Source organism: Aporhodopirellula rubra, assembly GCF_014192335.1.
Taxonomy (GTDB): Bacteria; Planctomycetota; Planctomycetia; order Pirellulales; family Pirellulaceae; genus Rhodopirellula; species Rhodopirellula rubra.
In genome coordinates this window covers 41,676-63,526 of the sequence record NZ_JACHXU010000006.1, presented here as the reverse complement: position 1 = coordinate 63,526, position 21,851 = coordinate 41,676, and the positions used below count along the sequence as shown (strand labels likewise).

The 21,851-nt window shown below is 52.0% G+C and carries 20 protein-coding genes; all 20 read right to left on the bottom strand.

Annotated features, from left to right (window positions below; genetic code table 11):
• The gene (locus tag FHS27_RS09815) at positions 1 to 1,239 is read right to left on the bottom strand and encodes a hypothetical protein (protein WP_184304673.1); all 1,239 of its coding nucleotides are present in this window, start codon (positions 1,237 to 1,239) and stop codon (positions 1 to 3) included.
• A 58-nt stretch (positions 1,240 to 1,297) separates the two neighbouring features.
• Positions 1,298 to 2,011 carry a sulfotransferase family 2 domain-containing protein gene (locus FHS27_RS09810; protein WP_184304671.1) on the bottom strand — a complete coding sequence of 238 codons (714 nt, stop codon included), beginning with the start codon at positions 2,009 to 2,011 and terminating at the stop codon, positions 1,298 to 1,300.
• Positions 2,011 to 3,213: a glycosyltransferase family 4 protein gene (locus FHS27_RS09805; protein ID WP_184304669.1), complete on the bottom strand. Its 1,203-nt coding sequence runs from the start codon at positions 3,211 to 3,213 to the stop codon at positions 2,011 to 2,013. The genes FHS27_RS09810 and FHS27_RS09805 overlap by 1 nt, the downstream gene beginning before the upstream one ends.
• 2 nt (positions 3,214 to 3,215) lie before the next feature.
• Positions 3,216 to 4,385 (bottom strand): glycosyltransferase family 4 protein, encoded by a 1,170-nt coding sequence (locus tag FHS27_RS09800; RefSeq protein ID WP_184304667.1) that lies wholly within the window; start codon positions 4,383 to 4,385, stop codon positions 3,216 to 3,218.
• 201 nt (positions 4,386 to 4,586) lie between these two features.
• Positions 4,587 to 5,633, bottom strand: a complete 1,047-nt coding sequence (locus FHS27_RS09795) for a hypothetical protein (protein ID WP_184304665.1) — start codon at positions 5,631 to 5,633, stop codon at positions 4,587 to 4,589.
• Between the two features lie 114 nt (positions 5,634 to 5,747).
• Positions 5,748 to 6,974, bottom strand: coding sequence for a glycosyltransferase family 4 protein (locus tag FHS27_RS09790; RefSeq protein ID WP_184304663.1), 1,227 nt, complete (start codon positions 6,972 to 6,974; stop codon positions 5,748 to 5,750).
• Complete coding sequence (locus tag FHS27_RS09785) at positions 6,923 to 7,813, bottom strand: 6-hydroxymethylpterin diphosphokinase MptE-like protein (protein WP_184304661.1); 891 nt, start codon at positions 7,811 to 7,813, stop codon at positions 6,923 to 6,925. The genes FHS27_RS09790 and FHS27_RS09785 overlap by 52 nt, the downstream gene beginning before the upstream one ends.
• A 57-nt stretch (positions 7,814 to 7,870) precedes the next feature.
• Positions 7,871 to 8,434, bottom strand: a complete 564-nt coding sequence (locus FHS27_RS09780; RefSeq protein ID WP_184304659.1) for an SIS domain-containing protein — start codon at positions 8,432 to 8,434, stop codon at positions 7,871 to 7,873.
• Positions 8,431 to 9,408, bottom strand: coding sequence for a Gfo/Idh/MocA family protein (locus FHS27_RS09775; protein WP_184304657.1), 978 nt, complete (start codon positions 9,406 to 9,408; stop codon positions 8,431 to 8,433). The genes FHS27_RS09780 and FHS27_RS09775 overlap by 4 nt, the downstream gene beginning before the upstream one ends.
• Positions 9,401 to 11,326: an acyltransferase family protein gene (locus FHS27_RS09770; RefSeq protein ID WP_184304655.1), complete on the bottom strand. Its 1,926-nt coding sequence runs from the start codon at positions 11,324 to 11,326 to the stop codon at positions 9,401 to 9,403. The genes FHS27_RS09775 and FHS27_RS09770 overlap by 8 nt, the downstream gene beginning before the upstream one ends.
• Before the next feature lie 57 nt (positions 11,327 to 11,383).
• Entirely contained in the window at positions 11,384 to 12,055 is a 672-nt protein-coding gene (locus tag FHS27_RS09765) for an acylneuraminate cytidylyltransferase family protein (RefSeq protein WP_184304654.1), read from the bottom strand.
• 67 nt (positions 12,056 to 12,122) lie between these two features.
• A complete protein-coding gene (locus tag FHS27_RS09760) occupies positions 12,123 to 12,863 on the bottom strand; it encodes an inositol monophosphatase family protein (protein ID WP_184304652.1) in 741 nt (246 codons plus the stop codon).
• A complete protein-coding gene (locus FHS27_RS31625; protein ID WP_184304650.1) occupies positions 12,860 to 13,336 on the bottom strand; it encodes a YhcH/YjgK/YiaL family protein in 477 nt (158 codons plus the stop codon). The genes FHS27_RS09760 and FHS27_RS31625 overlap by 4 nt, the downstream gene beginning before the upstream one ends.
• Before the next feature lie 47 nt (positions 13,337 to 13,383).
• Positions 13,384 to 14,199, bottom strand: a complete 816-nt coding sequence (locus FHS27_RS09750) for an NAD(P)-dependent oxidoreductase (RefSeq protein ID WP_184304648.1) — start codon at positions 14,197 to 14,199, stop codon at positions 13,384 to 13,386.
• Positions 14,200 to 14,272: 73 nt separating this feature from the next.
• The gene (locus FHS27_RS09745) at positions 14,273 to 15,184 is read right to left on the bottom strand and encodes an FkbM family methyltransferase (protein ID WP_221225002.1); all 912 of its coding nucleotides are present in this window, start codon (positions 15,182 to 15,184) and stop codon (positions 14,273 to 14,275) included.
• Positions 15,181 to 16,125 (bottom strand): hypothetical protein, encoded by a 945-nt coding sequence (locus FHS27_RS09740; protein WP_184304644.1) that lies wholly within the window; start codon positions 16,123 to 16,125, stop codon positions 15,181 to 15,183. The genes FHS27_RS09745 and FHS27_RS09740 overlap by 4 nt, the downstream gene beginning before the upstream one ends.
• Positions 16,126 to 16,135: 10 nt before the next feature.
• A complete protein-coding gene (locus FHS27_RS09735) occupies positions 16,136 to 17,302 on the bottom strand; it encodes an ABC transporter ATP-binding protein (protein ID WP_184304642.1) in 1,167 nt (388 codons plus the stop codon).
• A gap of 2 nt (positions 17,303 to 17,304) precedes the next feature.
• Entirely contained in the window at positions 17,305 to 18,207 is a 903-nt protein-coding gene (locus tag FHS27_RS09730; RefSeq protein ID WP_184304633.1) for an ABC transporter permease, read from the bottom strand.
• Positions 18,208 to 18,303: 96 nt separating this feature from the next.
• Positions 18,304 to 19,392 (bottom strand): glycosyltransferase family 4 protein, encoded by a 1,089-nt coding sequence (locus FHS27_RS09725; RefSeq protein ID WP_184304631.1) that lies wholly within the window; start codon positions 19,390 to 19,392, stop codon positions 18,304 to 18,306.
• Positions 19,393 to 19,443: 51 nt separating this feature from the next.
• Entirely contained in the window at positions 19,444 to 20,847 is a 1,404-nt protein-coding gene (locus tag FHS27_RS09720; protein ID WP_184304629.1) for a glycosyltransferase family 4 protein, read from the bottom strand.
• Positions 20,848 to 21,851 lie beyond the last annotated feature (1,004 nt).

Below are 21,851 nucleotides of genomic sequence, written 5' to 3'. Positions count from 1 at the left end.
TTACCCGTCTCGGTTAGTAGGTGAAGCCGATCGAAAGTGATCAGCGAGGGCTGCGCGGGTGCCTTCCGGTGAAAACGCTCGTAACGCGAATTCTCGAGCACGGGTTTGAGCTGATTGGTAGAACTTCCTGTCTTGTGAAAGCCGTTCGATTAGCGGCAGAAGGCTAATTGACTCAGGGACCGCTGAAATCACACCAAATTCCGAGATGCCATCAGGCGGCACGTCGGTGCCCAACCTGGCCAGGGTCCCGCTGGCTGGGGCGTGAGCGATCACGGGTCGCCCCGATGATAGGTACGTGCTCAATTTCGTTGGGAATGAATAATTCGACACTAACTCAAACGACGGCTTGAATCCTTGCGGCAAAAAACATACGTCGCATTGAGATAGCTCTTGGATCACATCGTTCGAGGTTTCTAGGAATCCCCGGTATTCGACAAATCGCGATGACCTGGCCGAGAGGGGGAACCGTGATCCGAAAAGTCTCAAGACAATCCTGCGATTTCCAATCTTCCAGTCGATGGATGCGAGCGCATCTTGTAGCCCCTGCAACTCGTCCGGCGCTGTCACACTGCCAGCAAAACCGATCACAAAAGGACTATCGGGATGCTTACCTTCACTAACCGCGTCGCGGATCTCGACGGGACTAGGAACAACGGTGCAGCGCGCCGAAGGATTCAACTCCGCCAATAGGCGTTTAAGAGAACTTGAGACCGTCAGCAGCGACTTCGATTTCGAGACCGCTGCGTTGAAGGCGGATCGAAGAGAGCGAAAGGGGACTCCCGTGTGACCAAATCCGCGGATGACGTGATCCGGATGATCCCAAACCAAGCCGTGCACACGGATGTTCTTTTGACTCGCTAAGCGTGCGGCCGCGAGAATCGACAACGGCGAGGAGAGAACCGTCATCACATCAACGATTTGATGCTGTCGGCAATAATCTGTAACCGACGATGCGTGACGGCGCGCCAGCATCACCGTCTTTCCGAAGAAGGCGAGGCAAGACGCTGCGTGTCGTGCTCCGGGTGGTCCATACTTCCACGCCGACTCAAAGTTGCGGTTCAGAGTCTGATAGCCCGCCACGGATTGACGCGAACACAAATCCCAATCGTCTTCACTTTGAAGTAGGGCGCAACACTCTATTTTGTCAAACGGGACAACAGGAATCAGATCGCGGATGTAGTTCTGTCCAACGCCGCGCTCACCGGGCGGCGAGGGGGTAAGAATCAAAAGTGAAGACATCGGCATTGATACAGCACTAGCTTGTCTGACAAGCGGATCGACAGAACGTGTACCCAACTCATTTCGGAGAAATCGCCAGAACTCGTCGATACAACTCGATATCAATCGAGTTGCTCTCTTGAATCGCCTGTCGTTCTTCATCGGAAATCTCGCTTTTTGACTTCCGTTGCTTTGTCACGTTCAGTTTTTGATTCACCCAACGCTTTCGAAGCCTAAACATCTTTTTGATCGCCATCATGGATTCGTCTAGGTTTTCCAGAGTCCCGACGATGGAATAGTCATTACTCAGTAGGTCGAATGCTCGATCAACGGTTGCCTGTGGCGAGAGCATCGCTTCCTCGTTGTCAATCTCAAGGAATCGGCACGCGTAGTTGTTCGTCAATTCGCCTGAAATATTCGACCGAGCATATTCGGCTAGGGTCATCTCTTCTGCAGTTAGCTGCTCGTACAGGTAGTGGTCGGGTGACGCAGCGACGAAATAGTAGTGAGAGACAATTCGATCGATTGGATCTCGCAAGATAGTCGCCGCGAGCATCTCAGGATCGCAGTGTCGCCTCAGACGGTGGGCACCATGACCGAATACAAATTGAAACGAATGACGTTGTGGCTTCGGCAAATCCTTGAACGACTCAATTGAAGAATGGGGACTTCCTCCGTTAAGTAAAAAGCTCTTTTCTGACGAGTAGCTTTGCTTCAGAAATGCTCGAATACTGTTGCCACCACACTTCGGTACGTGTTCGAACAACAGTTTCTTGGGTTTGCTCCAAAACATTAAGATGGTACCGTTTCTTGTCTTTTGAGGGCGTTTTCGATCACGGCAAGCACTTTGCTTGAATAGTTTTCGTTACTGAACTCAACTATCGCTGATTGACGCGCTGATTCAGCAAGTCGTGATCGAATGTCGTCATCAGTCATTAATTGAAGCATCGACTTTGCGAGTTGTTTTGCTCCGCCGCGATAGAGCAGACCGGTTCGCTCGTGTTGGATCAATTCGCTCGTTCCGCAGGCATCGTATCCAATCACAGGACAACCGCAAACCATTGCCTCAGCCGTGACACGTCCCATGGCTTCTAGAGGTGAGCACATCAACAGGCAATCTGCATTGACAATCTCTTCGAATGGAGCGTCGGTGGGGCCGTTCAAATCAACGAGGTCTCGACACGTTGATCTGGCAATCTTCTCATTCAGCCAATCGGTTTTTCCTGAGCCGACAACTCTTACTTGAAATGATTGACTGGAAACCTTTGCAAGGTATTCACATGCGGCAAGGACCTGCTCGTGGCCTTTGCTTGGTAAGATTTGTCCGAGTAAAAGAAAACGGAATAGGGAGTTGGGCTTCCGCTGCTTTCTTCGTCTCGACAGCGACTCGAAGTCCTTTGGCGTTCCAACACCGTTGTAAATCACATGACACCGAGACGCCAAGCGGGAACCTGCCAGTCGTTTTGCAACGGCATGTGAGATCGCAACGACTTCGGTGGCTGTCGCGAGCTGCTTACGAAAGTCACTCATTCCGTGAGCAAAATGCATGTCATAGTTCTCAGCAAATTCTCGCAGATGCCAAACATGCGGCGTCCCTAAGCCGTCCGCAAGGACTTTGCCAAAGCGAGTCGCAGCAGTGTTCGAATAGACGAGGTCGATTGAAGATGACTGCAATCGATTCACTAACACTGCCACTGAAATCGACGAACGCTGATCGATGTTCTGGACCGTGGTTGCCTTCCATCGTCGACGGCGAATCGGGCTCCAGATGGATGGAAGTTTCTTGCTTGTCGCGAACTGAATTGGCACATCCGCTTCGATCGTTTCGATACCGCGTGTCCGAAGCTCTTCATGCAATCCTGGTTCGTCTCCTACACTTGGCGGCAGAACAACGAGTGGATGAACCTGACTTCGGCTCAATCCATCTAGCAAGCCGAGTAGTGATCGATTCGCCCCGTACAACGTGGAGTAATGAGTCACAAAAACAACTCGCATTACTAGAGTCGCTTTCGTTGATCGCCGGACGGTACTTTCGCTGCTTCGGTTAAGATTCTGGCAAGCTTACCAAGCGTATTGTCAAACGAAAATTCTGAAGAAACGATCTCTCGCGATGCGGCCCCCATTTGCTGAGCCAGTCCGGGGGACTGTGCTAGCGTGATCATATGTTGTGCCATGCCGTTAACGTCGAACTCGTCGACCAAAAACCCGGTGACGCCTTCCTTCACGACATCGGGAATGCCTGCATGCCGCGTACTGACCACAGGAAGCCCCGAAATTTGTGCTTCCAGTATGCCAACAGGAGTCCCTTCGTGGTCGTTGTCAGTGCCTGCAACGGAGTGCTGGACAAAAACATCTGAGGCGCTCATGAACTCGGCGACCGTCTCATGCGGTAGCGGCCCGGCTAACTCGACAGCATGAGACATGCGTGATGCTCGAATAAACTGACGGCAGGCCTGCTCCATAGGACCATCCCCAATGATCATCAATCGAATGTCGGGGCATTGTTCGAGAGCTCGGCGAAATGCCATTAGCGTAACGAGTGGAGCTTTTTTTTCGACCAAACGGCCGACCGCTAGGAACCTGATTGCTTCGGTGTTGATGCCAGACGTATCAAATAGCGTTGGGTCCACGAAGTACGCCGAGTAACGAATCTTCTCATCTGGGGCACCGACCTGTTTAAGCTGCTCGCACATGTGGCGTGATACGCCAATAATCGATTGTGCCGATTGAAACACATCTCGATAGTTGTTTCCCCCTTCCCCAGTCAACCGAGTCGCATAGGCATCCACGCCGTGAAAACGAACGCACAACGGGATACTCAGTTCCTTGCAAACCGTCGCGACAAGCATTGCCAATGGCCCCGTGTCGACCAGTACAGTATCCGCTTCGGTGGCGGCGAGCTGCTCACGAAATCGGTTCTGCGCACGATCAGCGTTTGTATTCTTTGACGGTCGAGGGCTCAGCCTTCTCCACACCCTCTCCAAAATGTTATGCGAGCCTGGCTGAGGCTCTTTGGGCGTCGCGAGCCACTCGTGAACCCGCACGTCGAGTGGAAGACGCTTTGCGGTCTGAGTAAGAAACGTCTCTGAGACATTCCCGAGTTCCCAAACAACATAGAGAACGCGGGGCTCTCCCAATGAAGAGACGGGCTCACGGTTCAACGACATGAACGAGTCCTCTCAGTTGAAGCATGAAAGGGACTTTCATCCCACTCTTCGCCAACAAGGGGTATCGGGGGCAACATGATGATTGGTGCTAACGAGTACGACGAATATATCCCGTCAACCGAAGACCGGACGTTATATAGATGACGCATGCGATACATCCGGAATGCTGCTTTGAGGGAGTTGTGCTTCGTCACTACCAACCTAGGAACTTGAGTCTTGGTCGTCGGGCGAGTTCGCATCACGGGCTTGCCTATCTGTCGTCCTGGCAAGGTTCCCAATAGGTCCCCTCAACCATCGTTTCAAATAGCGAGCAACCGAACGTATGCCCCAGCTTCGTGTGCTCGATTGAACCGGGGGCAGAATTCGTTCGTGTTTTCTGCTCTTGGGCTTCTCGTTGAACGGCAAGTTAATTCCATGTTTGGCCAACACCTCACGATAGAGCTTCAAGGCCGGAGCCAAATTGGGGTCAATGCCGTAGTCAATCATCCGAATCGTGCTACCGCTAAAATGGACGCAGATCAACGGTTGGTCGTCAATTCTAATCGCCCCATGATCTAGCAATTGGCGGCGTCGAGTGTGCATGTTCCAACTTGCGACATTGGCACCACGATGTCGAATCCAATCAGTGGAATGAAAGTTCGTCAGCACCGCATCGAGGTATTTTTGATCGACAAAGCAACCAAGCTCACGTCGGACTTCGCAACGATGAGCACACACCGATGCCCACCATTCTAGGATGTCTTCCGCATCCGCTCGGCACACAAATAGCCCACCATTAAAGATGCCATCGGTAAAGTTGTCAGTGAACATCCCTTCAACCGACGGGTCGATCGGGCGATCGTGCGGTGAAAGCAAAAATCTTGACCGATCCAACTGCTCAAACAATACGGTCGGATCACCCACGAAGAATTGATCGGGATCGACAAAGGCTAGGCTGTCGGGCGAGCAATCCTTAAGTAAGCATGCGACGAAAACAGGTTTCATCGACCATCGAAAAGCGTCGAAGTCAGTGCCGTGGTACTTCTGAAAGATGACGTCAAAGTAAACGCCGCCCCGAACATCCGCCAATCTGTAGAAGCGAACAATCGTATTGGCGGAGATCTGACAAGCTTCCTGCTGCTCATCTGAATCAACGACTAGACAGTGAAGTTGGACCTTGTCCGCATCCGATACCTGGCAGCTAATGGATTCCGCAAGTGCCAACGCGTAGCCGACATGGCTTTCAGTAATGATTGTTGCAAATTGCATCGAATATTTGACCGGGAGGGCGAGCGTGGCATCGTTCGCGGAGGCTGTTCATTGAGACAATCCCAAGACGCCCCGCCATTGGCACTTGAATCTTTCCGCTACGCTCATCGCCGCCTAAGCGCGAATTGCCCGACCAATCTTGCCCCTAGCTCGTTGCCATAAACTTCTTGTTTCTGGAGCCGCTGGCGACGAAGCATTCTCTGACTGCCTTGCATAGGATGACGCCCCGTCACGACAGATGGGACACTGCGTGACAACGTCGAACACACCCTTTAGCGTTTTTACATGACGTTCGATTGAATATGGCTGGGCCGATTTCAAGGCCGCCTCGTTGTAGTGGATTCGCTTCTCGGCGTCGTCTGCCAGGTCCTGCAAGATATCAACCGCGTTCGCTATGTCACCGACCTCGAACAGGAACCCATTGTTCCCATGGCAGACAATTCCATCGACACCACTGTCCGTATGCGTGACAACCGGAATGCAGCCATACGCCATTGATTCCAGCAAACTATTGCTCGTCCCTTCGAACTCCGAGCAAAGCAAACCGACATCAGCGGAAGACCAGACGTGTTTCATTTCACTCGGGTGAACTCGCCCCATGAAGACAACTTTAGTCCCTTCTAATGAATCCATGCACTGCTTCAAAATCGCTTCTTCGTCGCCGTCTCCGACAATCGTCAACAGAAAGTCGACTCCGCGTTCTTCGAGTCGGTGAGCGATAATGGCAATATCAAGCACACGTTTTTGGTGCTGCCGCAAACGGCCAGCATAAACAATATTCAGTTTGTGCGATTTGCCCTTGTCGATGTGCGTCGGGACGACCACGCCGGTTGGTAGCGTCGTGAGACTGCCCGCCCGATCCGGCAGATACTCGGCGAGTTTGGTTCGACACTGTTCGCTGACGCATACAAAATGCGAGATCACCGATGCGCGTTGAAGCAGTGGTTGATAGTATTCATCCTCACTGTCGGCTCGGCAATAGCCGAGAATACGCCAAGAGCTTCCGTCTGCAATCTCACTGCAAATCGGCGTGAAGAAATGCCACGCATAGTTCGGCACCACAATTCCCGAACCATACTTTCGCAGTAGTTCCTTGAACTCGGAAGGCGAGTTCACCGCATGATCGAATGCGATCGCCCCATCGCCCACGCCACGACTGGACACCAGAACCACCTGGTACTTGTCGTCATTCGCAAAAGCCTCTCTGACGCGAATCGCCCATGACACCACGCCCGACACAATCGGAGAGATCACAACGAGAACAGGAATTCGATTGTCGGCCTGTTCCATCATTGCAACTTCAATTGCTCCAACGACATTTTCGGAAACAGACTCAGACATGAGTCCGGAGTCAAGTTGATCAGTTCTCGACCATCAGCCTCAAATTCCGCGAGCGCCAACGCGTACGCCTTTTCCTGGCGAGTGACATCCGGAACACCCATCACATCGCCCAGACGATAATAGTCTGGGTCGAAATGACACTGTTTAACTAGGTCGATATTCTCTTCGGTGATAGGTATTTTACCGGGCGGAAAAAGATCGGAAAGTCGACCGTAGCTGTGATCCAGTCCGAGCACATAGACGGACGTGCACCCGAGGAAATAGGCAAGCTGCAGCATCAGGTAAGTGACCGTGCTGCCAAGATGCGCAATCGACGCGAAATCATGAGAGAACTGAGGGAAAATGCCATTCCAATAATAGTAGTGCTTCGGCGTATTGCACCGCGGAGAATTGAAGAAGATCCAATCGCGGCGGTCTTTGATCGCATAAGAATTGTACAGCGCGGCCATCTTCACTGGACCGCGCACCGTCTCAAGGTCTTTCGAACGTATTTCGAACTGTTCAACATCTTCGAACAAAAGGAAATCTGTGTGAAATCCCCACTCATCAAAGTTCTTGTAGATGCCGTTGCAACCAATTGTTATCTCATCCTTGAGAAAGCTGAGGTCCATGCCTTTAAGACTTGGCCCATTACAAACGATAAAGCAACGCTTGCCAGCAAACTTGTTGTACAGACCGGTCATCCGGCTTTGGTAGCCTTCCCTTTTGTATAGACGTGGGAAACGCTTTCCACCCCGGCCGATTGCATAGCCATCGAAGAATTGTGCTCTCGCCCGGAAGAGGCGATACCAATACACCAACTTTCGAAGCTTCGGAGTACTGTCGTCCCACGCAATCATTCTGTGCCGTCCGGTAATCGGGTTGGTTTCGAGTGCAAAAAGACGAACATCGACGTGCTATTTGACCGAGTATTCTGCATTTCCCACAAGCATGTCGACCACCATGGTGAGCCATATGCTATGAACGTTTTCGATGACGTTATAGGCCTTCGAGTCGACGACGAAATTTATGTCACCAGTTTGTCCCAGAGGTCCTTCGTTGTCGAACCCAACTGCAGTGGTGACATGTAGCCCCAGTTTTTCGCTGATTGCAGCTGCATTGACCATGTTTGGCGAAGAACCGCTTGAGCTAATCAGGATTACAGCATCACCAGGGCGATGGTACTTCTCGATTGCCTGTTCAACCCAATGCTCAAAACCATAGTCGTTTGAAAGCATCGTAATCAAATTGGGATCGTGAAAAGTGATCGCGGGGACGCCGCCCTGTTTCGTCATGTCGGCTGCTACGTGGCTTGCAATGGAGGCGCTGGCGCCATTGCCAGCAACCATGAACTTGTTCCCGTTGTCCCTTACCCGCACAGCCACTTCGTAGAGTTTACGGCAGCAAGTATAGACTTCCTTTCCGAATAACACGCGGCGGTATCGTTCGAGATAGTCGCTGTACCAAGCTTCATCAATCACGCGCTCGCCTCATAAATTCGGTCCATCAGTTGCATTAATTTTAACGCATCGGTCGAGCTTCCATACATCACTTCACTGCCTGTTTCCACGCATCCAAGGAAATGTTCAATTTCAGAATTCCAAGACGTGTCAACGTGGAAGACGTTGTGTTCTTCGCTTGTGAAATGACCATCAGAAGCGTTTCGCTTGATGGAGAGTTTTTCTTCACCGTACGCGTTTGAAGACGTTTTTAGCCCATTGATGATAAGCGATCCTTTCTCCAGAAAGACTTCCAAGGAAAACAAGTATCTCCATTGGGTCATCGTCGAGTGCAGGGAAGCGCAGATACCGGATTCGTTGCTTTTCAAAATGGCGAAAACATTGTCTTCAATGCCTTCGATCTTCCAGAACAGGTTAGACACAACCGCGTGTACTTCATCAAAACCGCCGCCCAAGTGCAACATAAGATCAAGCATGTGAATGCCTTGATCAAGCATGATTCCCCCGCCAGCCAATTTGGGATCTGCACGCCATCCCTTGAAGAACGACTCATCCACTTCTTTGCCGTACCTTCCTCTCATCCATAGAATTCGCCCCAATTCTCCGGAGTCGACGATTTCTTTCATGCGTTTGATGCTTTCATGATGTCGATGGTTGAACCCATACATCAACACACGTCCTGACGCGACTTCTACCGCGCGGATGGACCGAACTTCTTCCGCGTTTAGTCCTGGCGGCTTTTCCGCAAATACATGCTTGCGAGCATTCAAGGATGAGATGATCAGAGGACAGATCAAATGATTGGGAGTGCAAACAAATACAGCATCTATATCATTGGATTGAATCAACTGTTCAGCCGATGCGACAAAAGTCACGTCCGAGGCGTTCGCATGGACGTCGTACACCTCCGTTACTTCGGCGCGTCCAGACTGTTTCAAAGCCTCCGCTCGAATACGCCCCATTTTCCCATAGCCAATTATTCCAGCTTTAATCATCGGTCACCGGCGCCTTGATTGCGTCATGAGTGATTTCTTCCAGCTTACCTACGTAAGGTGAGATGAGCTCGGTTATTGCCTCGCGAAGTGTGAATGTCGCGGCAACACTGAGATGTGATCTATTGTAGAACAGGATTCTGTTATCGCGAACAAATACAAGTTTTTCCCCATCACGTATGGCTTGAGACGGATCAAAAAGGATTACATTTTTAAACCGCGATGCGACCTCGCGAAGAAACTCCTTCGCGATTGGGAATCTCGCTGCAAAATCGGGGTCCTCGCGCAGAGGCTCAGTCGGATTGGTTATTAGGTTCTCTGCAATCCGTTGCATGCTCATTTCTTTAGGTACATCGAGGATTGGGGTTTCCAACGCGATCACAACCAAGCGTGAACGAGTTGCCAGATACTCAATGAACGCTTCCGTGCTTTGCCGTTCCTCATAATAGACGGCTTCCGTTTCTGCGTTTGCAATCGCAGGATTTGGCCCCAGCCATCGATCTCCCACGAAGACAACATCGGCCCCTTGATCCAGTATTGCACGGCGTTTCTTATCAAGCTCAAGCCTTGCTTGATGAGTCCAGGTGACCGGTGGGATCAGGTCAGTGCCATCTTCGCCTTGATCTAAAAATCTCGCCGGAGTTCCTCCAACAGTCAGGAATCTCATTTGGCAACTAGGGAACGCAGAGCGAAGCAAATCGCCATGCTGATATGCCATGCTGTTCCCGACCAGCACAATGGTTGGTTCTGCATTTTCGTTGAAAACAATGCCTCCGTCGCTGAACGTGGATTGGCAGTCGTAGTTACTGAGCTGAGGGGCTTCGTAGCCTTCCGGGGTACGACCGTTGAGTTTCCCCGTCCCGATCATTGTCGCCACTACCAATACGGCAAGGCTAGCCGAAAGTACAGTAGAAATATTCGCTCGCTTTCTGGTCGACTGCTCGACGAGGTGATAGGTGATTAGACTGAGCGGGATAAAGGACAACAAAAATGGAATGCCAAAACCGCATACGCGTCCGAAAACCAATACGGGCCAATGCCACAGATACAGGGAATACGAAAGCTTGCCGACGTAGGTCATTGGCGCACATGACAATAGCGAGTTAGTTTTCGTTTGCGGGATGCCTGAGATGATTACGAGACAGGCTCCGATGACAGGAAGGGCCGCCAATGGTCCAGGGAAATAGACTTGACCGTTTAGTCCCAAATACGTCCCTGCAATCAGTGCGAGGCCAAGCCATCCAGCCCATGGCGTGGACAGTCGAGCCAACTGTCCTGCTGAATTCGTCGCCTTGCAAGCGACTAGGGCACCGGCCAGAAGCTCCCAGGATCTACTCGGTGTTAAGTAAAATGCAGCAACCGGGTGATTCAGGCTGGCGTAAACCGAAAGCCCTAGACTCCCCACGAAAAGGATGAAAAGGCTCCGTGTTATCCATTTCAGCTTGAGGAACCAAATCAACAGCGGGAGCACGAGGTAGAACTGCTCTTCAACGGCGAGGCTCCACATGTGAAGCATGGGGACGGCTTCGGCTGCTGGCGCCCAGTAATCGCCGCTTTGCCGCCACATGAAAAAATTGGCAGCAAAGCAACTAGCCGCTACAACTTGCTTTCCTAGCGACGTCAGGGATGCGGGTTCGAGCCAGAAGTAACCTGCGACCATGCTCGCACAGGTGACCACCAGAGCAGCGGGGAAAATTCTTCGAATTCGCCGTGCCCAAAACGTGCGAAGCGAAAGAGTATCTTTCTCCTTATCTGAAATCAGAATCGAAGTGATCAGATAGCCTGAGATCACAAAAAAGACATCGACGCCTACGAAACCTCCTGTGAGCCGTGTTGGAAAAAAGTGATATAGAATCACACCAAGGACGGCGATGGCCCGAAGGCCATCGATGTCCTTGCGATAGGGGATAGACGAACTCATAGAATTCAGGAAAGGAACAGGTGCAAGCTTTGCCTGGTCAGGAACTAGCGTCTGGCTCTAAGTCAGTTTGTTTTCTAGGGTGGGCAGCAGGGCTTCGGCAAGCTCCAGATCAGCTTCTGTCTTAATGACATGTGCGGCTAAACGGCTTATCGGCGTGAACCCGACCCTGCCTGAATAGGTCGCACAATGCCCCGCGTTGAATGATTCCAAGTAGGTGTCCCGCCGCCATCCGGTTATGCTCCAAGAAACTCTTTGCACTGGCGTGAGTTCTTGTGAGTTCGTTTTTTCGTCAAGTGTGAAGTTGACCGGCTTGCCTTCGAAAGCGCACTCTATCTGTATCTCTTCAGTGCTTAACAGGCAGTCGTACTTGCCGGTGTTCATTTCATTGACAAAGAACGTGATATCCTGAATCGTCAACAAGGGGGCGATGCTGTGCACTTGAAAGACGTAGTCGCATGCATGTGCGGTCAGGAATTCGGCGGTGTACTGCTCACTGGTAGCTTGGTTGTTGCCAAGTGCCTCGGGACGTTGGTGAAATGAAACTCCCTCGTCTTGGGCAATCTGGCCAAAGTCTGGATGCTCCGAATTGACCCATATCTCATCGAAGACATTCGCTGCAACGCACTTGCGGATCGCACGGGAGATAAGAGGCACACCTCCCAACTCCCGCAGGTTCTTCTTAGCAAGACGCTGGCTGCCCATTCGTGCGGGGATCATTGCGATAATCATATAGGTAGTTTCTTGCCTTCAATTCGATTGGCAGAATTCATTGTTTTCGCCGAGTCTTCGCAGCGGCCTATTCGAAATTCAATTGCCCATTCGTTGCAATCGCGTGCACCGAATGCGTGCGGTTGCCGGGGCGAATTAATAGTCGTCCACCGGCACCGTCGACGATTGCAGCGCCCGCTGCAATGTCCCAGAGCATGATGTCTTCCTCGAAGTAAGCGTCGAAAACTCCCTTCGCAACGTTGGCCATCGATAGTGCCGCAGAGCCAATCATGCGTATCTTCTTAAATGCTTGAATGTGCCCAACAAACTGTGTCAGTTTTTCTTCATCGTAGTTTCGCAAGGATGGAAACCCCGTCGCCAAGATTGCACGGTCGGTGGAATCGACACTCGATACACGAATCGGTGTCTGGTTCATCCACGAAGCATGCCCAGCGATCCCTGTGTATAGGTTTTGGGTTGCTAGGTCGAGAATCACGCCAAGGACTGGAGTCAATCCATCCCACAACGCAATCGAAACAGCGAAAACAGGGAATCCCCTGGTAAAGTTCATGGTTCCGTCGAGCGGGTCAACTAGCCAGTGCAAGCTATCCTGAAGAGAATCGGAGGCGGATTCTTCCGCGATGATTGGAAGCTTAGTTTCCGACAGCTTTGACAGGATGATCGATTCCGCTTCTAAATCCGCCAGAGTCTTGATGTCTTTGCCGTCTTCACTGAGGACGTGCGGGTTTGCTTGGAATTGTTCCATTAGACAAGCCCCCGCTAACTCAGCGGCCCTTGTCGCAACATTCAGTTCTGCCTGCCAATTCACTGGGCCAAGAGCTCCATGTCGATTTTGAATACGAGCTTGTGAATCGATTTACTTGCGGGGTGCAACACCATGGGGCGATGCGGCTCACCCGAAAAGAAAATCACGAATCGCCTGGGTGTGAGTTCAAACGAACTGAAATCCGTTTCTCGAGCGTTCCACAGTTCGAAGTCGCTTTGCTCGTCATAATCGCTGGTGCCTTTGTCAAATCTCTCGTTTGTCCAGTCAATTCTCTCACTGCCTGAGATGCAATACTGGAGATCAACCGTTCTGCGATGTGATTCCCACCTGCAATTGGTGCGGTGCTTTGTTTCATACCCGTGTACATTCACAAAGAACTGATCGCCCTCTAGTTTCGTGATGCCAGCGGGGTACTGCGTCGAGTTTGCGTGCAACCATTCGATGCAGCGTTGGAAAACACTTGAATGACAGAGCCAGTCAATCGTCATTTCATCTTCTAGCGTTGACGCAAACATCGTGCGGCTCTATCCCTATCGCGTTTGTTGATCATGTTGTTTGAGCGTCAAGCCGAGAGCTTCGCAATGAAGTCCCTGAAGTCTTTAGCAGTCGCTGCGAGGAAGTCGCTGCAGGTGCTCGCGACGTGCGGTGACAGCGAGATTTTGTCCGGCGAGAGCTCGCACAGCGGACCGTTATATGGTTCGTTTGAGAATACGTCCAACGCCGCGAAAATTCGACCAGTCTGTAATTCATTCAGCAACGCCTGCTCATCGATAATTGGGCCGCGTGCGGTGTTAACCAAGCTCGCCCCGTCTTTCATCCATCTCAGTTTTTCCGAGTCAAAAAAACCGTGAGTGGAATCCAGTAAAGGAATGTGCAAAGAAACGCAATCAGCCATCTCGACCATCGGTCGCAGTTCGCCGCTCTCATTTGTTAGTGAATCGAACGTGATGGTGTTACAAAAAGCGGCCATCTTGTTTCGCACCATCGCACCAATCTTACCAGTGCCAACGACAAGGAGTGTTTTCCGCTGCAGCGCATTGCGAGGTTCTTTTGTCCAAGTCTCAAAGCAGCCTAGTTTTCGGTAGAGACACTGTAGGATTCGATGACAAGCAAAATCCGCAGTTTCTCGATAGATGATGCTGCGAGTTGCCTCGCATGGAAGGGCGATTTCAATTCCGCGTTTCTTGGCTTCTTCGAAGGGGAGATTATCCGTGCCGACACCAGTCTTGAAAATTCCCCGAAGATTTGGATGCGCATCCAAGTCTATCTTTCGGCCACCCACCAGAAGGATATTTGCTGTGCTTCGGTCATCTGTTGCCCTGCTAGTTAGTTCACTAACAAAACCATTGAGCGTCTGGGTATCGAAATAGATATGCATGTCAGGTTATTTAGGCAAATTTCGCCAAGTGGTTCCAAGTCAGGTCCGGCTGGAGATACATCTTCGAGCCAGCTCAGTTCTTCCTACTGCCGTAGATACAGAGTGATGCGTTCGCAAGGTTTCGCTGCGTAAATAAGGACCCCGCCTCGCGCGACGAACGATTTGGGGCAATCACGTAGTCAATTCCCGCCTGTCGCAAGATGCTCAGAATCCGTTCCAATCGTTCATTCGTCCACGACGGTCCGCGGTGATACTCGATGAAAATGCGGTCTACTGCTGCAAGATCATCTTTAATATCTTCCAAGACCTCGAACTCTGATCCTTCAACATCAAGTTTCAACAAGTCTACATGGTTTTGTAGGTAGTCCTTTAGACGCTTTACCTGGACAGTTTGTTTCTGAAGCGATGCATCTCCTCGCTCTTGCTTGCGGGTGGTCAATGAACCTCCCAAAGGATCGTGTTCACTAAACAGGAACTCGGCACTCCCCTCATGATCGGAAACCGCAGCCGTTTCGACAAAGATACTATCCCAGTTTCGACGTTGGACCATGTCCCGAACTGAATCGGCGAGTTTTGGGGTGGGTTCAAATGCGATAATCGATGCGTCCGGGCGTTTCGTTTTGAAAAACTCCGTCGCGAATCCTACATTTGCGCCGCAGTCCAAAATGCGTGGTGCTTTTGGAAAAGTAGCAGGGATCTGATATTCCTGATCAACGAAAATCTCATTGAAAACGACCCATAGTCGATCAAGAGTCAAGAGCATTTCGAGTTCTTCAAACGAACGGCTGCCATTCGCCAGCGCCGCCCGTAGAAGCTCTCGTTTTAGCGATTCTTCGCACGTGCACCGGTGTGCAATCCGAAGCACCTCATGGCGTGCAAAAGGGTGGCGGAATCCGCTTTCGTTAATTGCGCGGCTAAACTGACGGACGAGATAAAGGTTGTCTATAAGGCGTCGCATGCCGGTACTTTTGGGAGTCTTAGTCATTCGTCTATTCGACACAGAGTGTCTGATTTGCCAGCGTATTCAAGGGTTTTACGGACTTGATTTCTAAGGTGTTGATTTCCCGTTTCGTTCAAGTGGGTATCATGCCCATGAAAGTGAGAGAGTTCAAATCCTTCAGCAGTGTGACAAAATAGAACATGCTTTGCCAAAGCTGACTTCACTCGGCTCCAAGATATTTCAAGTGATTCTTTTAAGACCTCAAATCGCTTGTTCAAATGCGTCGTGGGTAGCAGCTCTTCCTTGATAGGGACTCTCAAACAAATAACAGAATCGAATGTACTGGCAAGTTGACAGAGAGTGCCTTTCTGTTGCTCGACGATGTCCTCGATCTCATCTGGCCGAATGTAGCAGTAGTTCGAATTGAAGCGGAACATTTCACCACGGTGCTCCAGTTCCACAATTTCACCGATTGCCATTCTTTGGGTCAACTGTTTGCGTTTTGATCGAGACAGCTTCCAGCAGTCCAACCATCCTGTTTTCCACCGATAGAATTCGAACGCTGTTTGTCCATTCTGGGTCATTGTGTGATATGCGTTTGCGATTGGTAAAAGGTTTGGATGGTAAATAAGGAAAGCAACGTTTCGGTTTCCCCTGTAAGTGCTGTCTAGCAAACGCTTCCATTGCAACGGCCCAACTGGGAGTCCGGCATTGAACCATTGATTGTAGTCAAGCAAGTTGTCGTACCAGTCCATGCCTGCATCTACCGCAAACCCCATCGCAAAAGACGTTCCAAGGATGACGCATGAACCATCGCGAGCGTTTGGGCCCCGAAGCCCAAATTGGTTTGAGCGAAATGCGAATCCAAGTTGGCGGCGTGAAAGCGAAAGGTTGGGAGCGATCCGGATATTTGATACAGGATCGCAGCGCAAGGCTCGCAACCAATTGCGAGCTTGGAAAGGGTCAGAGAAATCTAGCTTTTTCAAAGTGACGCCATCACAATTGCACTTTGCAGACGCCGTAGTGCTTTGCGAGCGAAGAAAAACGACAGCACTTTGCACCTGTGACCAGATAACGCACTTCATCGGCGTCATTGATCGAGAATGAAATGTAGTATTCGCCAAACGAGAGCCGAAGATCACTCAGCACGACGTCAAATTCATTGCTTCCTACGGAAATATCTATGGGATAATCGTGGTTGCGCGAGTCCCATTCAGCGATCGATTCACCAGAACTGTCAACAATATGAACACGAAGTATCAGACCAGAAAAGTGCGTTTTCGAATCCAACGCGATAGAAAGTCTTAAAGATCCCCCGAAAGGCAATTCATGAGCATCGAGTTTGCATGAGGGCGTATCCAGTGTTTCAATGGTTGTGAATTGCGTGGACAATTCGGTCGAAGTGTCTTCGTACTTAGAAATCACGTCTCGTGGTGAACCAAAGAACTTCGGAGTGCCATTTTCCATTAGGACGGCTTGCGTGCAGACTCGCGCGACCAGGGAAGACTGATGGCTTACGAATATAACAGCGCTTGTTGTCAGCATTTGCGAGACCCGTTCCATGCACTTAATTCGAAAATCTCGGTCTCCTACGGCAATGACCTCGTCCAATAGAAGTACATCTGGCTTAAACATCACTGCGGCAATCGAAAACCCGAGACGCACATACATGCCAGAACTGAACGTTCTTACCGGGGCATCGACAAACTTGTGGAGGTTGGAGAAATCTATGATTTCGTCAAATCGATCATCTGTTTGTTTTTTACTGAGCCCCAGTATGGATCCGTTGATATAGACGTTTTCGCGTGCAGTTAGAACTGGGTTGAATCCAGCGCCAAGAGCAATCATTGCCGCAACTCGGCCACTCATTTCTATGGAGCCCGTATCCGGCTTGATAAGGCCGTTCAGCATTTTCAGGAGCGTCGTTTTTCCCGCGCCGTTCCTGCCGACGAGCCCCAAACAATCTCCACGGCGCAGCTCAAAATTGATATCTCGATTTGCCCAGAACTCGTAGGGGCGTAGTTCGGGATTGCTGTTATCGCGATTTACTCCTACTAGATCCCTCGCTGAGTCTTTCACTGCATACCAAAGACTAGACTTCAGATCGCGGCAGAATTTTTTGCCGACGTTTTCGCAGCGGATTAGGACTTCGTTATCACTCATGGCTACATCCCCATCCGTTCAATGAGGTTTGGAAGCACGACGCGAAAAACAACAATCCCAAAAAACAGAGCCACAGTAGCGATGGCAGTACTAATTAGCATTGCAGGCATGTAATCGCTGTGACCGATGGTCAACCAATCGCGAGTAGTCATCACGACTGCAGTCATGGGGTTGTATTGGACAAGCGTCGCCGCCCAACCACTTGTTGGGGGCGGGTAGACCACCGGGGTTAAGTACATCGCAAAGCCCAAGGCGGTTACGACAAGGCGGCTGACATCGGTGTACAACGATCCAAGAGGAATCATCAGGAATCCAATGGAGACCCCGATCAGAACCGTGCATGCCATGCCGACGGGAAACAGCCACATTGTCGACGCCGGCATCATCCCAAGTGCCGCGAAGACTGGAATCAATACCAACATCTTGATGAGGAGCTCGAAGACGACCTTGCTCAAACCAGACAAAATAAACGCTTCAGGTGGTACCTTCAGCTTCATGAAGACGTTGCGACCCTCGTTGAACGATGCGAGTGGTTGGTTCAGTGAAGAGGTAAACACTCCCCAGATCATCGAGCCGAGAAGTACATAGGCCGGATATGGGATCGGGGTGTCGGCGACTTGAATGACCTTGGTGCTGTTCAGGAACATCCACACGATCGTGGTCGAAATGACGGGCACGAACAGCCAGATATAGCCAAAGTAGCTTTGGCGATATTGGGCTTTGAGGTCTCGTGTGAATAGGATCCATGTCAGTTCGCGACACCGCCACATATCCCCGAAGATCTCCTTGACAAGCTTGATGGGGTGTGCAAGCGGCGACTCGGGGGAGTACACCGTGACGGGAAGGTCATCCGGGGTAGCAGCGAGCGCCGAGGTGCTGGCTTCGAGAGGGGATGTGGTGGACAAAGTTTGCGAGTTGTGTTGAGAAACGTGGCTAGCGCCAAAACGGCTAATGGATTGCTAGTTGCTAGTTGCTAGTTGCTAGTTGCTAGTTGCTAGTTGCTAGTTGCTAGTTGCTAGTTGGCTGAGCTTGAGCAGGGGTTGGTAACAGGTTTGCCAGTTGAGAGTGGCGGCCTTTTGTTTGGCCGCTGCACTGAGCTCGTTCCATCGATTCTGGTCACATAGCAGCTTTTGCAGTGCATCAGCGGTCCAGTTGGGATTTTCAACCGGGCCGAATTCACCGGCCTCGGCACAGATCTCGGCGATCGCACAGCAGGTGGTGCTGACGACGGGGGTCCCGAAAGCCATCGCTTCGGCGGCTGGGATTCCGTAGGACTCGCAGTGACTTGGTAACGCGTAGACTTGGTTGATCGCGTATTGCCGATGAAGTTCTTCGTCGCTGACTCGGCCAAGGATCTCCACGGCCTCATCCAGCCCGAGTGACTGTATCTGCCTCCGGATGCGTTGTTCGTATTCAGGGTGCGGCCATGGGCCCACGAGTCGCAAAATGGCAGGGATGTCTCGCTTGCGAAGAATTGAGACCGCTTCGACAAGCGTGTGGGCTCCTTTCCATGACGCCATCGCGGAGACGGACAGGATTGAGTAAGGGTCGCGCGGCAGGTCGGCATGTTGCTGGGCGGCAGCATAGGTGTCGTCGTTCAGCCCCACATAGGCAATCTCACTGGGGGCTTCGCCGCGTCCAAGATTGTCTTGGCGATAGAGGTCGCGGAGGTGCCCCGAAATATAGATCATCAAGTCGGCCTTCTCGAAGGCTTTGCGATATCCGACTCTCTGAAGACGTGCCTTGATTCGCTCTTTCCAATCACGATGGACAACGGGACGGTAGCACCACGGGTTCTGGCAAAGGACGGCTTGAGGAACGGGACAGCGCGGCGTCAATGCTCCCGAGACGGTCAGCACCACGTCAGCTCTCTCGCTGAGGATAACGGATGGCAATCGGGTCGATTCCCAAAGCAACCGTTTGGACCATTTTTGGTAGCGGGCGGAGACGGGGATCGTTGTCGCGCCCTGGTCAAGTATCTCTTGCGGAGGCGGATTGTCCTCGTAGTGCACAATGAGAAGCTCGTCGTTGGGGAGAATCGCCGCCGCGTAGGGCCGCAAGAATCCATAAACGACGTGATTGCCGCTCATGGAGCCGATCGAGAGAGTGTTGACGAGGAGACGCAAGGGAGTTGTTGGTTGCTAGTTGTTCAGGTTAGTGATTTGCTTTTCGAAGGCCGCCACGGCGACGGATTGGTCGTAATTGGTTTCTGCTAGGCGGCGGGCTGTCTGGCCAATGGGGGCGATTTGCGACGTGGCGGCTTTCGCGACGGACTCTGCGATTCGTTTCGCATTGCCGGGCTCGCACACCCAACCGATTTTCTGTTCATGGACTGTGCGGGCGAGGTCGGTTTGGTCGGGGGCGATGGCGAGGACAGGGCGGCCGGCGGCGAGGATGCCGTACAGCTTGCTGGGGCATAAGCAGCCGGTGATGTTCTCGTGCATGGAGATAACATGCAGGTCCGCAGCCGAGAGTGATTCGGCGAGTTGTTCGCGGGGTTGGTAGGGGAGGAACTGAACGCGGGGCGTTGTTTTGTTTTTCGCTATTAGCTGATCGCTATTAGCTTTTAGCTTTTCGGGTTGTTGGTTTTGCGGTTCGGCCCTCCCCTCACTTCGCTCGACCCTCCCAGAGGGAGGGTGATGATTGGATGAAGGATCACAACCGTGGCTAGCGCCAAAACGGCTCACTTTGTCCGTCGGTGGGTTTGGCGGGGGGTGGGCGGATTGGTGTTGGAGTTGCTGTTTGGCGGCTCCGTCGCCGACGAGGAGGAGGACCGCGTTTTCGGGCCAAGCGGGATCGTTCGTGGCGTCAATGAGGAAATCGAGTCGCTGGGTCAGGCCCATGTTGCCCGAGTGCATGACGACAAATTTGTCGTTCAGGTTCCATTGCTGGCGAAGCGGGTTGTCGGTGTGTGGGATCGGCCGGATGGCCCCGCAGTCGGCCCAGTTGGGGATGATCTCGATCTTGTCAGCGTCGAGTGACCACGGTGGGCTGGCTAGCCGGTCTCTCATGCACGAGCCGAGGACGATCACTTTTGCGGCGGATTGATAGGCGTTTCGCAGCCGGCTGCGGATTTGGTTGGTGACTAGCCCCGGTTTTGCTTTGCCGATCGCTTCGGCGACGTCAGGGTAGATGTCTTGGAGGTAGGCGACGAAGTGAGCGTTGAACCGCCGAGCATGTTTGGCGACGACAGCCGGCAGTAAAAATGGGTCTGTTTCGCTGACAAAGACGTCGGCTTGGAGTCGGGTTTGTTTGAGGTACCGCTGCGCCGCGTGGGTGAACGAAACGAGGTTGAGGAGTCGACCGGCGGGGACCCTTTTGGGAAATCGGGCGTGGGTGAGTCGGTGGATCGAAACCCCGTTTCGGACTTCGACGCCATGCGGCAAAAAGGGGGTGTTCGCTCGTGGGCTGTTGGGTTGTCCGCATACGACGTGAACTTCGTGGCCGCAGCGACCGAGGTGTTCACAGAGGTCGGTGAGCAATTGTCCAGTTGCCTCGGTGTCCGGCCAGTAGCAACGATTCAGGAAGACGAGTTTGGACAGCAAAAAACCGACGATTAGCGCAGACTTCGTCCCCTTGGGTGACACTCTGGGGCGAACAATTTCGCTCTCGTGACACCTACGTCGGGGTAGGGTATGGGCGAAATGGCTTGCCGTTGCGGACAAGGCAAAGGATTCCGCCTGGACGCTCAAAGCATCGTTCGCGGGTCGTGAATTTGCAATGACGGAAGGGGGGGAATTTCACGTTTTGCTCGATGTCTACCGGATAGTTTGCGCAATCTGCGCAATCGGAGGGCGAGTGGGGAGGATTGGTTTTTTTGCTGCCACAGTCGTGGTTGGCACAGGAGGTTGGACTGGAGTGTCTCGTGGTTCTGGCGCGGTTGAAGGGAGCTGCGTGTTGGGTTGAGGGGGGAAGTAATTGGGTGGTGATGGTGGTGAATTTTTGAGCGCTAAAGACGCGGATGACTCGAAAGGCTCTGGGTGGGGCTGCGTGGGTGATTCTTTTGGGGACTTTCGGCGCGGTGGTGGCCCTTTGCTTCGTTTTGGCTTTGCCGGTGGCAGAATGGTGGGGTGAGTTGTGGGGGGATCCAATCGGCGGAGCGATTGGTCGACTATGAGCGTGGTTTTTGACCACGAAAGTTGCGAAAGACGCGAAAGTTGTGGGTAGGCTGAGGGATTGTTGTGTGGACTTTCGGCGCGGTGGTAGCCCTTTGCTTGGCTTTGCTGGTGGGAGAATGGTGGGTTGAGTTGTGGGGATCCAATCGGCGGAGCGATTGGTCGACTATGGGTGTGGTTATTGACCACGAAAGTTGCGAAAGACTCGAAAGTGGTGAGTGGGCTGGGGGATTTTTGTGCGGATTTTCGGCGCAGTTGTGGCCCTTCGCTTGGCTTTGCCGGTGGGAGAATGGTGGGCTGAGTTGTTGGGGATCCAATCGGCGGAGCGATTGGTCGACTATGGGTGTGGTTATTGACCACGAAAGTTGCGAAAGACTCGAAAGTGGTGAGTGGGCTGGGGGATTTTTGTGCGGACTTTCGGCGCGGTGGTGGCC

Bases quoted from the DNA above. Each gene is read 5' to 3' on its own strand.
- FHS27_RS09815 (WP_184304673.1), bottom strand. From the start codon at position 1,239: ATGTCTTCACTTTTGATTCTTACCCCCTCGCCGCCCGGTGAGCGCGGC.
- FHS27_RS09810 (WP_184304671.1), bottom strand. From the start codon at position 2,011: ATGTTTTGGAGCAAACCCAAGAAACTGTTGTTCGAACACGTACCGAAG.
- FHS27_RS09805 (WP_184304669.1), bottom strand. From the start codon at position 3,213: ATGCGAGTTGTTTTTGTGACTCATTACTCCACGTTGTACGGGGCGAAT.
- FHS27_RS09800 (WP_184304667.1), bottom strand. From the start codon at position 4,385: ATGTCGTTGAACCGTGAGCCCGTCTCTTCATTGGGAGAGCCCCGCGTT.
- FHS27_RS09795 (WP_184304665.1), bottom strand. From the start codon at position 5,633: ATGCAATTTGCAACAATCATTACTGAAAGCCATGTCGGCTACGCGTTG.
- FHS27_RS09790 (WP_184304663.1), bottom strand. From the start codon at position 6,974: ATGTCTGAGTCTGTTTCCGAAAATGTCGTTGGAGCAATTGAAGTTGCA.
- FHS27_RS09785 (WP_184304661.1), bottom strand. From the start codon at position 7,813: ATGATTGCGTGGGACGACAGTACTCCGAAGCTTCGAAAGTTGGTGTAT.
- FHS27_RS09775 (WP_184304657.1), bottom strand. From the start codon at position 9,408: ATGATTAAAGCTGGAATAATTGGCTATGGGAAAATGGGGCGTATTCGA.
- FHS27_RS09770 (WP_184304655.1), bottom strand. From the start codon at position 11,326: ATGAGTTCGTCTATCCCCTATCGCAAGGACATCGATGGCCTTCGGGCC.
- FHS27_RS09765 (WP_184304654.1), bottom strand. From the start codon at position 12,055: ATGATTATCGCAATGATCCCCGCACGAATGGGCAGCCAGCGTCTTGCT.
- FHS27_RS31625 (WP_184304650.1), bottom strand. From the start codon at position 13,336: ATGTTTGCGTCAACGCTAGAAGATGAAATGACGATTGACTGGCTCTGT.
- FHS27_RS09750 (WP_184304648.1), bottom strand. From the start codon at position 14,199: ATGCATATCTATTTCGATACCCAGACGCTCAATGGTTTTGTTAGTGAA.
- FHS27_RS09745 (WP_221225002.1), bottom strand. From the start codon at position 15,184: ATGACTAAGACTCCCAAAAGTACCGGCATGCGACGCCTTATAGACAAC.
- FHS27_RS09735 (WP_184304642.1), bottom strand. From the start codon at position 17,302: ATGAGTGATAACGAAGTCCTAATCCGCTGCGAAAACGTCGGCAAAAAA.
- FHS27_RS09725 (WP_184304631.1), bottom strand. From the start codon at position 19,392: ATGAGCGGCAATCACGTCGTTTATGGATTCTTGCGGCCCTACGCGGCG.